The sequence below is a fragment of the Prescottella subtropica genome, from assembly GCF_005434945.1.
Classification (GTDB): Bacteria; Actinomycetota; Actinomycetes; order Mycobacteriales; family Mycobacteriaceae; genus Prescottella; species Prescottella subtropica.
This window is the reverse complement of record NZ_SKCH01000002.1, coordinates 186,981-200,777: the sequence shown is the minus strand read 5'-3', so window position 1 is coordinate 200,777 and position 13,797 is coordinate 186,981. Positions and strand designations below refer to the sequence as shown.

Here is a 13,797-nt window from a genome sequence, read left to right as displayed (position 1 = left end):
GGCCGCAGCCACAGCCGCCCATCCCCGATCCCCCGTCGCCCCTCGGACATCCGGTCCGGGGGGCGACGCCGCATCCCTTCCCAGAAAGCCGAGCCCATGACCTACGTTCCCGTCCCGCCCGTCCCCTACGATCCCGACCTCGAACCGGGCCTGGCCGCGTTCCTCGACCTCGTGGAACGGATCCCGTTGCGCGCGGGCACGATCCACGTCAACCGCGCCCACTTCGAAACGATCGTCCCGCCTGCCGACACCCAGATCGGCGACCGCCCCGTCGACGTCGAGCACCGGCGGGTGCCCGGACCGGATGGTGCCCCCGAGATCGAACTGACGATCCTGCGGCCCCGCGACGGCGGCGCACCCGCCGCCGGCCGGCCCGCGATCTACCAGATCCACGGCGGCGGCATGATCCTCGGCAACCGTTTCTTCGGACTCGACGGCCTCGCCGACCTGGTGCTGCGCACCGGTGCGGTCGGGGTGAGCGTCGAATACCGGCTCGCCCCCGAGCATCCCGGCCCCGCCGCCGCCGAGGACTGTTATGCCGGACTGTGCTGGCTGGCCGGCAACGCCGCCGCCCTCGGTGTCGACCCGCAGCGGATCCTCGTCGGCGGTGCCAGCGCGGGCGGCGGACTCAGCGCCGCGGTCGCGCTCATGGCCCGCGACCGCGGCGGCCCGGACCTCGTCGGTCAGCTCCTCGACTGCCCCATGCTCGACGACCGCAACGAGACCGTGTCGGCCCGCCAGTACGACGGGATCGGCGCATGGGACCGCAACAACAACGACACCGCATGGGACGCGATCCTCGGCGCCGACCGCTTCACCGACGCCGTGTCCCCGTACTCCGCACCCGCCCGCGCCACCGACCTGTCCGGGCTGCCGCCGGCGTTCGTCACCGTCGGCGCCGCCGAGGTGTTCCGGGACGAGGCGATCGCCTACGCGGGCCGCATCTGGGCGTCCGGTGGCACCGCCGAGCTGCACGTGTGGTCCGGTGGCTACCACGGCTTCTCCGGGTTCTCCGCCGGTACCGCGGTCGCGGCGGCGTCCGACGACGCACGCCTCTCGTGGATCGACCGGGTGCTGGGCACGGCGACGCAGGGGTCGGTGTGACGGCCCCCGCGGCGCCGGTGATGAGCCTGCGCCGCAGCATCCTCGTCCTCGGTGCGCTCGAGGTCTTCGGGCCGCTGTCGATGGACCTGTACATGCCGTCGCTGCCGCAGCTGGCCGCCGACCTGGGCACCAGCGACGCGCTGTCGCAGGCCACGATGTCGGCGTCGATGATCGGGCTCGGTCTCGGCCAACTCGTCGTCGGACCGCTCAGCGACCGGTTCGGCAGGCGCCCACCACTGCTCGTCGGTGTGGCGCTGTTCGCGGTACTCAGCCTGGCATGCGCCGCCGCACCGAACATCGAAGTCCTGCTGGCGGTCCGGTTCCTCCAGGGGCTCGCCGGATCGGCCGGGATCGTCATGGCGCTGGCCGTGGCCCGCGACCTCTTCGACGGCGCAGAACTCTCGCGGCTGCTGTCGATGCTCGCACTGGTGGCCGCGCTGGCCCCGATCCTGGCGCCCGTCATCGGCGGTCAGCTCGCGACGGTCATGAGCTGGCGGGGCATCTTCGTCGTCCTGGCCGGATTCGGTGCCGCGATCTTCGCGATCGGCGCGACGTCCCTGCGTGAGACGCTGCCCCCGGAACGCCGGCACGGCGGTGGGCCGGCCGCCACGGGCCGGCATTTCGCGGTGGTGCTCGGCGACCGGGCGTTCGTGGCGATCCTCACCGCGCTCGTGTTCGGTGGGATCACGTTCTTCACGTACCTCGCGTCGATCAGTTTCGTCGTGCAGAACGAGCACCACCTGGGCCCGCAGGCGTTCAGCCTGATCTTCGCGGCCAACTCGGTGGCGTCGGTGCTCGGCGCGCAGCTCAACCGGGCCCTCGTCACCCGAGTCGGCCCCCTGCGAATGTATGTGGCCGCGTCGACCGCGACGACGGCCGCCGCACTCGCCATGCTCGGGTTCGCGCTCACCGGTGCGGGACTGTTCCCGGTTCTGACGGCCCTCGCCGTGCTGCTCGCCTGCAGCGGCATGTCGTCGCCCAACAGTTCGGTACTCGCACTCGAATCCCATGCCGCACATGCCGGGACAGCAGCTGCCCTGCTCGGGACGGCAACGTTCGTGGCCGGCCCGCTGGTCGCACCGCTGGTCTCGCTCGGCGGCGCGAACACGGTCACGATGGCGGTGACGATGGTGACCGCGAGTGTGGCGTCCACCGTCGTCGTGTGGACGGTGGTCGCACCGCTCGTGCGCCGACGCGAGGCCACGTCGCCCGTCCTGGCACCGGCACGGTAACCCGCGACACGCGAAAGCCCCTGTGCGTCACAGCACAGGGGCTTTCGTCGTGGGGAGCGGTCAGGCCGTCTCGCGCAGCCGCGCCCACTCCCGTCGGCGGGCCGCCTGCCGCTCAGGGTCCGCGACCGGGGACGCGAGCAGCAGCCTGCGGGTGTACTCGTGCCGCGGCGACCGGGTCACCGCCTCGGCGTCACCGGTTTCGACGATGGTGCCGTGGTGCAGCACCGACACCCGGTGGCAGAGACGGCGCACCACGTTCAGGTCGTGCGAGACGAACAGGTACGACACCCCGGTGTTGCGCTGGACGTCGATGAACAGGTCCACGATCGATGCCTGCGTCGTCAGATCCAGTGCGCTGACCGGTTCGTCACAGATGATCAGGCGTGGCCGGCGCACCAGCGCCCGCGCGATCGCGACCCGCTGCCGCTGGCCGCCGGAGAACTCGCTCGGGTAGCGGTCCGCGGAACCACGGGGCAGCGAGACCAGATCGAGGGCCTCGGTGACGGCACTGCGGGCCGCGGACTTCCCCGTGCCCGACGCGACGAGCGGTTCGGCGAGGACCTCACCGACGGTCATCCGCGGATTCAGCGACCCGTACGGGTCCTGGAACACCACCTGGATACTGCGCGACAGGCTACGGCGGTTCGCGCCCCGGGCCCGGGTGATGTCGGTGCCGTCGAACACGATCCGGCCACTCGCGACGGGCGCGAGCCCGAGGATCGCCTTGCCGAGCGTCGACTTGCCGGACCCGCTGCCGCCGACCAGCCCGACGCATTCGGACTGTCCGATGTCGAGAGAGACACCCTCGAGGGCACGGAACGTCTTCTTGCCACGGGCCGGGTATTCGACGACGACGTTCTCCGCGGAGAGCAGCGCCGTCCCGGGCCGGTCGGGTGCGAACGGATCGGTGGTGTCGATGGTGCCGGTCATGCGTTCACGGTCCTCTCGGTCTCGGCGCTGGCGCCGTCGATCTGCCCCCGACAGTCGGTGTCGTCGAGGGAGGCGCCGATGAGTTCGGCGGTGTACGGGTCGGCCGGGTCGGCGAAGATACGGTCCACCGGGCCCTCCTCCACGACGCGGCCGTCCCTCATGACGACGACGCGGTCGCAGATGTCGGCGACGACCCCGAAGTTGTGTGTGACCAGCACGAGAGCCATTCCGTCCTCCCGTTGCAGTTCCCGCAGCAGGTCGAGGACCTCGGCCTGCACCAGGACGTCGAGGGCGGTGGTCGGCTCGTCCGCGATCAGCAGTGCCGGCTTGCAGATGACCGCGCCGGCGATGAGTACCCGTTGCGCCATACCGCCCGAGATCTGGTGCGGATACGACGCGAGCACCCGATCCGGGTCGACGATCCCGACGCGGGCGAGGGTGTCACGGGCCCGATCACGGGCCTGCGTCTTCGACAGTCCGGCGACGACGCGCAGCGGCTCGGTGAGCTGGTGTCCGATCGTGTAGCAGGGGTCGAGGTTGGTCATGGGTTCCTGTGGGATGTAACCGATTCCGGAACCGAACAGGGCGTGCCGCCGACGCCGGGGCAGGGATCCCACCTCGGTGCCGCCGATCCAGATGCCGTCGGCGTGGGCTTCACCGCCGGCGGGCAGCAGGTCGAGGGCCGCGAACATCGTCTGGGACTTGCCGGAGCCGGACTCACCGACGATGCCGAGGACCTCGCCGGGTGCGGCCGAGAGGCTCACCTCGTGCACGACCTCCCTGTCACCGTCGGGGCCGGGGTAGGTGACGCGCAGGTTCTCGATCCGGAGCGCGGCCCCCGACGGGTCGCGCTCCGGTGCCGGATCCTGTTCTGCCGCGCGAGGTGCCGGCGGGGTGACACCGCCGGGGCGCGGGGCGCGACGTTTACGGCGCGGCACGACGGTGGGCGCCCCGACGACGTCGGCGAGCGTCGATCCCACCAGCGCGAGCGAGGCGATCGTGATGCCGAGTGCCAGCGACGGCCACAGCAGGATCAGCGGATGGTTGAGCATGTTGAGGAAGCCGTCGTTCATCATCGCGCCCCAACTGGGGGTCGACGCGGACCCGACACCGAGGAACTGCAGCCCGGCCTGCATGCCCATCGCGATGCCGGCGGTGAGGGCCGTCTGGATGATGATCGGCGCGTACACCGACGGTGCCACGTGCGCGGCGAGGATCCTCCCGGTCTTCAGACCGGAGACCTGCGCCGCATCGATGTAGGCCTCGCGGCGTACCGTCTGCGCGAGCGACCGGGCGATCCGAAAGTATCCGGGGGCCAGGAAGATTCCGATGGTGACCATCAGCACGGTGAAGTTCGAACCGCTGCCGGACGCGACGATGAGCAGCACGATCATGGCCGGCACCGACTGCACGGCGTCGCTGACCCATGTGCAGGCCCGATCCAGGCCGCCGCCGAAGTAGCCGGCCGCGACACCGGCGGGGGTGCCGAGGAGGAGGCCGGTCAGGCACGTCACGAACGCCCCATAGAGGGTGGTCTGCGCGCCGAAGAGCAACCGGCTGAGGATGTCCCGGCCGGCGGAGTCACCGCCGAGCGGGTGACCCGCACCGGGGGGCGCCTTGGTGAGCGCGAAGTCCACGAGGTTGGGATCGTACGGTGCGAGAACCGGTGCGAGGATCGCGACGACGAGGACCACGGCCAGCATCACGAACGCGATCGTGCCGAGCGGACGGCGGAAGAACCGGGACGCGATGCTTCCACGGTGCGACGGCGACGCAACGGGCGGGTCGAGCGGGGCAGTGGTCATGACTGGCGCGCTTTCGGGTTGACCCACCCGAGTACGACGTCGAGCAGGAGGTTGACGATGACGACGAATGCGACTGTCACAGCCGTCAATCCGAGGAGGACGGGAATGTCTCCGATCTGTGAGGCCGACTGGGTGAGGCTGCCGATGCCCGGCAGGTTGAAGATGATCTCGACGACGACCGCGCCGCCCAGCAGTCCCACGAAGATCAGGGCGAGGACGGCGAGTGTCGACGACGACGCGTTCCGCACCACGTGCCGGGTCACCCGCGACTCGGGGAGGCCGCGGGCACGCAGCGTGCGGACGAAGTCCGAGCCGGAGACCTGGACGAACGCGTTGCGGAGTTGTTCGCCGAGCATGACGATCCCGCCGAGCGCGAGGGATACGGCGGGCAGCGTGATCGAGCGCAGCCACCCGGTGACCGACTCGGCCGGGGCGACGTAGCCCACCGCCGGGAACCAGCGCAGCTGGATCGCGAACCACATCACCAGCACGAGGCTGACCCAGAATCCGGGCAGTGCGAACAGGGCGACGGATGCCAGCTTGAGTGTCCGGTCGACGGCGCCACCGGGATGCCGGCCGGACACGATGCCGATCGCGACGCCGAGGACGCCCGCGAGGACGGTCGCCGCGACGACCACCGACAGTGTCACCGGCAGGCGCAGTGCGATCTGGTCTCCGACCGGCTGGAAGTTACGCCACGACGTACCGAAGTCGCCGCGCACGGCGTGCGAGAACCAGTCCCAGTACTGCACGACGAGGGGACGTTCGAGACCGAGTTGCTCACGGAGAGCGGCTCGCTGCGTCTCGGTGGCACTGTTCCCGAGCAGACCTGCGGTGGGGTCCCCGACCGCGAAATGCGCCATGAAGAACACGGCGCTGGTGACGATCAGCAGCAGGGCGATACCCGACGCGAGTCGCTTGACTATCAGATTGACCATGTTGGACTCCTTGGCGGTGGCGGGCCGCCGGTCTGGGCGGCCCGCCACACGAACGGCGCTAGCCGCGCTGGATGAAGCGCAGCGGCGGGAACATCGTTCCGGTGATCGGGGTGACCGTGACGCCCTGCACGCTGAAGTAGGTGTTGTTCGCCTGGTACCAGACCGCGTTGAACGCCTGGTCGACCACCTGCGCGTTGAGTTCCCGGACCGCGTCCACCTGGTCCTGGCCGGTCGCGGTGTGCGCTGTCTCCGCGAGCCTGGCCATCTCCGGCTGGGACGCGATGCCCGGCTCCGGGTTGTACCACTGCGGGACGGTGATCTGCCGGTTGACCGTCGCCATCATGTTCGAGTCCAAGGCCACGACGGCGATGAACATCGGGTAGGTCGGCGCGTTCTTCTGATAGTCCATGGGCGACACGTTGTCCCAGGTCACCTTGATGCCGAGTTCACGGAACGTCTGCTCGACGGCGGGCTGCCACGGCTGGAACATCGTGGTCATGGGCATCGTCACCGAGAAACCGCCGCCGTAGCCGGCCTCGGCGAGCAGCGACTTCGCCTTCGCCATGTCGTACGCGTACTTGCCGTCGAGCGCGGGGTCGTAGCCCGGATCGTCGGCGGTGAACAACTGATTGGTCAGCTCACCGGCCTTGTTGCCGATCGACGAGAGCATCGCAGCGGTATCGAACGCGTAGTTGAGCGCGCGACGCACCCGGACGTCACCGAGCGCGGGCAGACGCTGTCCGGTGCGGTCGACGAACTGCAGCCCCACCCACGTCGCCACGCCCGACGCGATGTTCCAGTTGTTCTGCTCGGCCCGCGGCCGGTCGGCGGGGTTCGCGTAGTTCACGTTGAGCTGCCCGGAGAGCATCGCGTTGCTGCTCGCGGCCGCGTCGGTGATCGGCAGCAGCCGGACCGACGGGAACGGATAGGTGGCCGAATCCCAGTGCCGATCCTTCTTGGTGAATGCGTACTGGGAGCCGGCGGTCGACTGCGACGCCTCGAACGTGTACGGCCCGGAGCCGACCGGCCCGGCGTCGAGCGTGCCGGACGCGATGGCGGCGGGCGACGCCATCCAGCTGCGCCCCAGTCCCATGAAGTAGAGGAGCGTGTCGTCCCGCTTGTTCAGGTGCACGGCGATCGTGTCGTCGTCGACCTTCGAGATGCCGTCGACGCTGCCGTATGCCTCGGAGGAGCGCACCCCCTTCCGGAGGTGCTCGAGATTGGCGACCGCGGCGTCGGCGTCGAATACCTGACCGTCGTCGAACGTGACACCGGACCGGAGATCCATCGACAGCGTCAACCCGTCCGGCGAGTAACTCCACTGTGTGGCGAGCGCCGGGATCGGCCGGGACTGGTCGTCCAGGGCGATCAGCGGGTCGTACACGGCCGACAGGTAGGGGCCGTCGAAACCGATGTCGGCCTTGGCCGGATCCCAGGACGTCAGGTCCAGGAACGTGCCGATCTTCAACTCGTCGACCTGACCGCCCCCGGCACCGCCACCCGTGGCACCCGCCGAACACGCGGTGAGCACGAGGGCGACGGCGGACGCAGCCACAGCCTTCCAGGTTCTTTTCATCGGAATCTTTCTTCTCGAAGCTCTGCGGGCTGACGCGACGGGCGCACGCCCCTCGCGCATCCTCGATCCGGCACGGGCCGGCGCACGGCGAGCAAGCGGAACGGTTTGGCGGGAAGTGCTTTTCGCTCGACACGGGCAGCCGGCAGGACGTCACTTCGCACCCCGCCCACGGCAGCCCGGAACGACGGCGTTTCAACTACGAGCCACAGACTGTGGCGCGGATCACGCTAGACCCCGATTGCCGGTTTGTCTACACATGTCGGCAAACGAGCGCCGGCGCCGGCTTCCACTCCCCACTCCGAACCCAGGTTCGACTGGGCCCGTGTCGAATTCCCACCCGAGGAAGACCTGGACATGTTTATTCTACGAATGTAGATTTTCCGGCAGTTCGCGTCCGACCCGTCCGGAACGGCGTTCCGGCATCCCGAAAGCGAGACACCATGACCGCTCCCTCCCCCGCCGCCATCGTCGACATCGCCGTCGGCTACATGGGCGCCAAGCAACTGTTCGCCGCTCGCCGCATCGGCCTGTTCGAGGCTCTGGCGGACGGCCCCCTCACGCTGGCCGACCTGTCCACGAAACTCCCTGTATCCCAACAGATGACACGCATCCTGGCCGACGCCATGAACTCGCTCGGATTGCTCGACCGCGCGGACGGCACGTACCGGCTCACCGCCGAGTCCGCCGCCTACCTCACCGGCGAGCACGCCGACCTCGACCTGGGCGACTTCCTCGCCTTCCTGAACGACATCAGCTACGGCCACTGGCTGCAGTTCGACGGCACCGTCGACACCACCGAACCCGGCACCCTCGACCTCGAGGGCGAACGTTGGAACCACTTCCTCGCCGGCGTCATGAACTACAACGCCCTGCACGCCCGGATGCTCGTCGGCGCCTTCGACTTCGGGCCGTACCGTTCGATGCTCGACCTCGGCGGGCTCGCGAGCGGGTTCTCCGTCGCCGCCATGCAGGCCAACCCCGACCTGCACACCACGTTCGTGTTCGATCCGGCGGCCGTCGAGTCGGTGGTCAAGGAGCTGGCCGCCGCCGGACTCACCGACCGCGCCGAGGTGATCGGCGCCGACACCCCCACCGCGCAGCCGGTCGGCGACCACGACCTCGTCATGGTCAACCATGTGGTCCACCGCTTCGACGCCGAACAGAACGCCGCGATCCTGCGCAACGCGCGCGGCGCCGCCCGCACCGGCGCCCGCCTGGTGCTGCTCGACTTCTTCCTCGACGACGACGCCCGCCAGCGCCGCATCGACGCCCTGCACGCCGGCGAGTACCTGGTCATCGACGGCACGATCGTCTACCCCGAGTCCGAGGTCCGCGGCTGGCTCGAGGCCGCCGGCTGGGCCCACGTCGACACCGTCGCGCTGCCGGGATGCCCCCGCATCCTCGTCGCCGAGGCCCGATGACCATCGCATCCCGCCAACCGAGAAACGAGGGGCACCCATGCCGCTAGATCCCGCCGTCGCCGAGATGCTCGCCGCGACCCCGTCCGACGCACCACCGGCCGACGCACCACCGCTCACCGCCGCCGACCTGCGCCGGATGTTCCAGGACGCGCTGCCCCCCACCGGGCCGCTCGAACCGATCCGGTCGGTCACCGACCTCACCGTCCCGGTCCCGTCCGGGGAGATCCGGGTCCGCCTCTATCTGCCCGACACCGACGACCCGGTCCCGGTCTTCGTGTGGATCCACGGCGGCGGCTGGACGATCGGCACCGTGGAGGAGAACGACGTGGCCTGCCATGCGATCTGCCACGACGCCGGCATCGCCGTCGCGTCGATCGAGTACCCGCTCGCCCCCGAGAACCCGTTCCCGGCCGCCCTGACCGACTGCTACGCGGTGGTCGAGTGGCTGTCCCGCGGCGGCACGGTGCACGCACCCGTCACCGGTGGGCCGGAGATCGACGGGGCCCGGATCGCGGTGGGCGGGGAGAGCGCCGGCGGCAACCTCACCGCCGCCATCTGCCTCCGCTCGCGCGACGAGCAGGGGCCGGCCGTCGCCGCGCAGGTCCTGATCTGCCCGGTCCTCGGGCATCCGCGGGACGGACACGCGTCGTACGACGACTTCGCGACCGGCTACGGCATGACTGCCGACAGCATGGACTTCTTCTTCGAGCAGTACGTGGCCGATCCGGCCCAACTGGAGGACCCGTACCTGCTGCCGTCGCGTGCCGACGACCTGTCCGGACTGCCGCCGGCGCTCGTCATGACCGCCGAGTTCGACGTGCTGCGCGACGAAGGTGAGGAGTTCGCCCACCGACTGCAGGATGCCGGCGGGACCGCCCGCCTCGAGCGGTACGACGGCCAGATCCACGGCTTCTACGGCCTGTACACCCATCTCCCTGCGTCGCGGCCGTCCCAGACCGACGTCGCGAAGTTCCTCGGCGACGTCTTCGCGTCGCACTGATCGGATCGGCCGGTCGGATGCCGGTGTGCCGGGTCGTCGGGGCCCGGCACACCGGCGCGCGTGTGAGAACACCGCGTTCCCTCCCCACCGGCAGATCGTCTACGCTGGGCGACAATCACACCGTTGCGAGTTGCCGGCAGGCACGGGGGTACGGATGCCCAAGATCATCGACCACGACGAGCGGCGACGCGAGATCATCGACGTCACCTGGAAACTCATCGTCGACGGCGGCCTCGAGTCGGTCACGATGCGCGAGATCGCGAATGCGGCCGGCTTCGCGAACGGCGCCCTCAAGCACTACTTCCCCAGCAAGGACGACATCGTCGAGGCCACCTACGAGCGTGCGCTGGAGGTGATGACCGAGCGTGTCGTCGCTGCCGTCGAGGAACAACGCGGACTCGCCGCGCTACGCGAACTGTGCTGGGCGGCAATGCCGCTCGACGAAGAAGGCATCACCGCCGGACGGGTCCTGCTGCCGTTCTGGGAACTGTCGCTGTCCAATCAACGGCTCTACGACCACTACCTCGAACACCTCGAGAACTGGCGCCGACAGCTGTTCGGCCTCCTCGCCCAGGCCCGGGAGGACGGCGACGTCGTCGTCGACACTCCCGACGAGCAACTGGTGGACGAGCTGATCGTGATGAACGTGGGCGCCAACGTCATGGCGCTGATCGGCCCACGATTGTCGACGCCAACCCTGCACGAGGCGCACCTGACCGCATTCTTCGACCGGATCACCGCGCGCTAGACCGCAGGCGACCGAGGAACGAATCCAACTCCCCCACCAGCCGAGGTGTCGCGTCGCCCGGGCCGGCGAGCAGACCGAGCATCTGCTGTCCGATCAGCATCGCGAGCAGTTCCCCGGCCACATCCTCGAGCGTGTCCGGATCCGCGAGCTCACCCAACGCCGCCGCCTCGCGCAGGTGCGTGACGACGACGCCCCGCCACTGCGCGACGACGACCGCGTTGATCCGCGCCGACTCCGGGTCGGTGGCGGCGTGATGCCACAGCGCCATCGCGATCCGCGCCTCGAGTCGGGCGTCCGCGGTCACCGGGAGCACCTCGAGGCAGAATGCGCGCAGGGCACGCAGTCCGATCGCCTCGCCCCGCGCCTCGTCCGCCCGGCGGTTCGTCTCGGCGACGATGTGTTCGTGGGCGGCGCGCAGGATCGCCCGCTTGTCCGCGAAGTAGTGCCGCACCGTGCCGTTGGCCAGGCCGGCCTCGTCGGCGATCCTCCGCACCCCGGTCGCCGACATCCCCTCAGAGGCGATCAGACGCCATGTCGCACAAATAATTTCGCGCCTTCGTTCGTCGTGGTCCACCAGTTTCGGCATGTACGTCCCGCTACCCGATCCCGGCGGACATCAGCACCGACGCCGCGATCATCACCGCACCGCCCGCGGCCCGGACCGTCCGCCGCCGCCCGCCGCGTCGCCAGAGCACACCGTGGCCGACCACCCAAGCCACGAGGACCACGACCACTGCCGCCTGCATCCCGAACCCGCCGGCCTCGTGTGCATGACCGGGCCAGGATGCGCCGGACGGAATCGGCTGCGCTGCGCCCCCGTGCGTCATCGTGATCGGCATCAACAGCGCCAGCAGCGCCATCGCCGTCAGGTCCAGGACGCAGTGCCGATAGCGACGGGCCTGCTGCGGGGTGCCGGTGAGCACGAGCACCGTGCCCACCAGCACCGCGACCTCCGCCACCGGCAGCCACACCACCGAGTGCCCGACCAGCATGGCCCCCATCGACACCACCATCACAGCCTGGGCCGCGACCACGCGCGGATCCCGGTCGGTCACCCGTGTGCCACACCGTGACAGCACGAGTCCCCCTCGTCGCGGCGGGCCGACGGCGGCACGTCGAGCGTCGGGTTGCGGTCGAAGAAGCCGTTCGGCTTCAGCGTGAATCCGGTGTAGTCCACCGGCATGATCGGCCAGTCCTCGGGCCGGGGCACGTGGGTGAGTCCGAACGTGTGCCACACCACGAGATGCTCGTCGGCGATGTTCCGGTCGCCGGCGACGTACGCCGGCAGACCCGCCCCACCCGGATGCTGGTTCACGAAATCTCCTGCGGCATAACGCTCCGACGGATCGAACCGGGTCACCCACAGGTGCTCGGTCGCGAACGCGGCCCGACGGCTGATCGAGGACTCGTCCGCCGCGAGGAGCGTGGGATTGCCTTCCGGGACAAGCGAGTACGCCACCGGACGGCCGAGTCGGTTCAGCGAGTTCGGGTTGGTGATCTCCCACGTGCGGCCGACGGAACGGTCCGCCGTCCGCCGGGCGTCCGATTCCCTCGTCAGCGGCGTCGAACGGTAGGTGAACGCGTTCCCGTGCGGGTTCGTCTCCGATATCGGCACTCGCACGAAATCGCGCTCGACCACGGTGTTACCGAAGCCGTCGACGGCCATGTCCAGTCGCGCGGAGAACAGATGCTGATGCAGTGGTCCGCCCAGCCCGGGTGCCAGTTCGGACGCGTACGGGTTGTCGTCGCCCTCGGCGTACGGGCCGGGGTAGGCGGCGGTGAACACGACACCGGTGGCCTTGGCCTCCAACTCGATGGTTCCGTCGAGGTACAGATACCAGTAGAAGCCGTAGTCGTAGTTGCCGATCGTCGTGAAGAACGAGATCACCAGCCGCCGTTGCCGTCTGGTCTCCGACGATCCCGCCCACTCGTCGGTGTGCTTCCACAGGATGCCGTGGTCCTCCTCGTGGATGCAGATCGCGTTCCGGATGGTGTGCGGGTGACCCACCTCGTCGGCGATCGTCGCGTCCAGGTAGGTGATGTCGCCCAGGCAGTCGCACCCGAGCTCGAGCGAGTTCGCGTACCGGCCGATCAGGTACTCGCCGGTGTCGAAGTAGTTCTGCCACGACCGCACCGGGGACGGATCCGCGTACGGCACCACCATCTCCGAGACCGACGCCCGGTTGACGATCGGCCGCACCCGCCCCTCGTCCTCGAACGAGATCTGGTGCAGCACCAGCCCTTCCCTGGCATCGAACCCGATACCGACCGACCACCGCTCCCACTCGAGCACGTTCCCGTCGAGTGTGAAACTCGGCCCCTCGGGCTGAGTGATCTCGATCGGCCGCTGCGTGGTCCGGGTCGGTTCGGTACGCAGATGGAAGTTCCCGTCCCCCTCCGGGATCGGGACCGCGCCCAGATCGATCACGTCGAGCACCTCGCGCGCGACGACGTCCACGAAGCCCACGAGCCCGTCGATGGGGTGCGCCCACGCGTGGTCGTCGGCGTGGTCCTGCCGGAAACCCAGGCCCCGCAGGATCCTGCGGCCCGTCTCCCCCGGATAGTCGAACACCCCGGCCGACAGCGGCGCCACCCGCACCTGCGCCACGTCGATGCCCCGGGCGTCCAGCGCCGCCCGCCACCGCTCGTCGGCCGCGAGGACGGACTCGACCACCGCGAACTCCTCGCCGAGGACCGGCAGCATTCCGTCCGTCGCCCCGTCCAGCACGGTGTGTGACACCACGATGCCCCGGGCCAACGACACCACGACGTCGGCGCCGTTCGCGTGCCGGACGTCGTGCAACAGCACCCGCACCCGCCGGTCCTCGATCGCCTCGGCGTCGTAGTCGTCGAGTCCCAGATACGCGAACCGGGTGTGTTCGCCGACCAACCCCTGCCCGGACAACAGGCTCCGGGCGGCGTCGATCTCGGCTCCACTCAGCGGCGCCGGCGGCCGCGACGTCTGACGGGGGTGGTCGATCCGAACGGTCATGGAAGTGCTCCCGATACGACAGGGGCGGCATGTCGCCCACGTTTTCGGACG

The 13,797-nt window shown here is 69.7% G+C and carries 12 protein-coding genes; 5 read left to right on the top strand and 7 right to left on the bottom strand.

The window, feature by feature from the left end; all coding sequences use genetic code 11:
• Positions 1-96: 96 nt before the first annotated feature.
• Both E0497_RS03235 and E0497_RS03230 read left to right on the top strand, forming a co-directional pair.
• Positions 97-1,104: an alpha/beta hydrolase gene (locus tag E0497_RS03235; RefSeq protein WP_137723344.1), complete on the top strand. Its 1,008-nt coding sequence runs from the start codon at positions 97-99 to the stop codon at positions 1,102-1,104.
• Positions 1,101-2,336: a multidrug effflux MFS transporter gene (locus tag E0497_RS03230; RefSeq protein WP_206663619.1), complete on the top strand. Its 1,236-nt coding sequence runs from the start codon at positions 1,101-1,103 to the stop codon at positions 2,334-2,336. The genes E0497_RS03235 and E0497_RS03230 overlap by 4 nt, the downstream gene beginning before the upstream one ends.
• 60 nt (positions 2,337-2,396) lie before the next feature.
• Here E0497_RS03230 and E0497_RS03225 read toward each other — a convergent pair whose 3' ends face one another.
• The 4 genes from E0497_RS03225 to E0497_RS03210 are packed head-to-tail and all read right to left on the bottom strand — an operon-like array spanning position 2,397 to position 7,585.
• A complete protein-coding gene (locus E0497_RS03225; RefSeq protein WP_137723343.1) occupies positions 2,397-3,266 on the bottom strand; it encodes an ABC transporter ATP-binding protein in 870 nt (289 codons plus the stop codon).
• Positions 3,263-5,071, bottom strand: a complete 1,809-nt coding sequence (locus tag E0497_RS03220; RefSeq protein WP_137723342.1) for a dipeptide/oligopeptide/nickel ABC transporter permease/ATP-binding protein — start codon at positions 5,069-5,071, stop codon at positions 3,263-3,265. The genes E0497_RS03225 and E0497_RS03220 overlap by 4 nt, the downstream gene beginning before the upstream one ends.
• Positions 5,068-6,009 carry an ABC transporter permease gene (locus E0497_RS03215; protein ID WP_137723341.1) on the bottom strand — a complete coding sequence of 314 codons (942 nt, stop codon included), beginning with the start codon at positions 6,007-6,009 and terminating at the stop codon, positions 5,068-5,070. Before E0497_RS03215 ends, E0497_RS03220 begins: the two co-directional genes overlap by 4 nt.
• Before the next feature lie 58 nt (positions 6,010-6,067).
• Positions 6,068-7,585, bottom strand: coding sequence for an ABC transporter substrate-binding protein (locus E0497_RS03210; protein ID WP_137723340.1), 1,518 nt, complete (start codon positions 7,583-7,585; stop codon positions 6,068-6,070).
• A 440-nt stretch (positions 7,586-8,025) separates the two neighbouring features.
• On the opposite strand from E0497_RS03210, the gene E0497_RS03205 reads away from it, so the two are divergent.
• The 3 genes from E0497_RS03205 to E0497_RS03195 all read left to right on the top strand — a co-directional run bounded on the left by E0497_RS03205 (position 8,026) and on the right by E0497_RS03195 (position 10,754).
• Complete coding sequence (locus E0497_RS03205; protein WP_137723339.1) at positions 8,026-9,006, top strand: methyltransferase; 981 nt, start codon at positions 8,026-8,028, stop codon at positions 9,004-9,006.
• A 37-nt stretch (positions 9,007-9,043) separates the two neighbouring features.
• Positions 9,044-10,006 (top strand): alpha/beta hydrolase, encoded by a 963-nt coding sequence (locus E0497_RS03200; RefSeq protein WP_137723338.1) that lies wholly within the window; start codon positions 9,044-9,046, stop codon positions 10,004-10,006.
• A gap of 154 nt (positions 10,007-10,160) precedes the next feature.
• Entirely contained in the window at positions 10,161-10,754 is a 594-nt protein-coding gene (locus tag E0497_RS03195; RefSeq protein WP_137723337.1) for a TetR/AcrR family transcriptional regulator, read from the top strand.
• On the opposite strand, the gene E0497_RS03190 is transcribed toward E0497_RS03195, so the two are convergent.
• The 3 genes from E0497_RS03190 to E0497_RS03180 are packed head-to-tail and all read right to left on the bottom strand — an operon-like array spanning position 10,741 to position 13,746.
• Positions 10,741-11,340 (bottom strand): TetR/AcrR family transcriptional regulator, encoded by a 600-nt coding sequence (locus E0497_RS03190; RefSeq protein ID WP_137723336.1) that lies wholly within the window; start codon positions 11,338-11,340, stop codon positions 10,741-10,743. The two genes, E0497_RS03195 and E0497_RS03190, sit on opposite strands and share 14 nt — an antisense overlap.
• 10 nt (positions 11,341-11,350) lie before the next feature.
• A complete protein-coding gene (locus E0497_RS03185) occupies positions 11,351-11,809 on the bottom strand; it encodes a hypothetical protein (RefSeq protein WP_161987381.1) in 459 nt (152 codons plus the stop codon).
• A complete protein-coding gene (locus tag E0497_RS03180; RefSeq protein ID WP_137723334.1) occupies positions 11,806-13,746 on the bottom strand; it encodes a primary-amine oxidase in 1,941 nt (646 codons plus the stop codon). Before E0497_RS03180 ends, E0497_RS03185 begins: the two co-directional genes overlap by 4 nt.
• Positions 13,747-13,797 lie beyond the last annotated feature (51 nt).

Bases quoted from the DNA above. Each gene is read 5' to 3' on its own strand.
- E0497_RS03235 (WP_137723344.1), top strand. From the start codon at position 97: ATGACCTACGTTCCCGTCCCGCCCGTCCCCTACGATCCCGACCTCGAA.
- E0497_RS03225 (WP_137723343.1), bottom strand. From the start codon at position 3,266: ATGACCGGCACCATCGACACCACCGATCCGTTCGCACCCGACCGGCCC.
- E0497_RS03220 (WP_137723342.1), bottom strand. From the start codon at position 5,071: ATGACCACTGCCCCGCTCGACCCGCCCGTTGCGTCGCCGTCGCACCGT.
- E0497_RS03215 (WP_137723341.1), bottom strand. From the start codon at position 6,009: ATGGTCAATCTGATAGTCAAGCGACTCGCGTCGGGTATCGCCCTGCTG.
- E0497_RS03210 (WP_137723340.1), bottom strand. From the start codon at position 7,585: ATGAAAAGAACCTGGAAGGCTGTGGCTGCGTCCGCCGTCGCCCTCGTG.
- E0497_RS03205 (WP_137723339.1), top strand. From the start codon at position 8,026: ATGACCGCTCCCTCCCCCGCCGCCATCGTCGACATCGCCGTCGGCTAC.
- E0497_RS03200 (WP_137723338.1), top strand. From the start codon at position 9,044: ATGCCGCTAGATCCCGCCGTCGCCGAGATGCTCGCCGCGACCCCGTCC.
- E0497_RS03195 (WP_137723337.1), top strand. From the start codon at position 10,161: ATGCCCAAGATCATCGACCACGACGAGCGGCGACGCGAGATCATCGAC.
- E0497_RS03190 (WP_137723336.1), bottom strand. From the start codon at position 11,340: ATGCCGAAACTGGTGGACCACGACGAACGAAGGCGCGAAATTATTTGT.
- E0497_RS03180 (WP_137723334.1), bottom strand. From the start codon at position 13,746: ATGACCGTTCGGATCGACCACCCCCGTCAGACGTCGCGGCCGCCGGCG.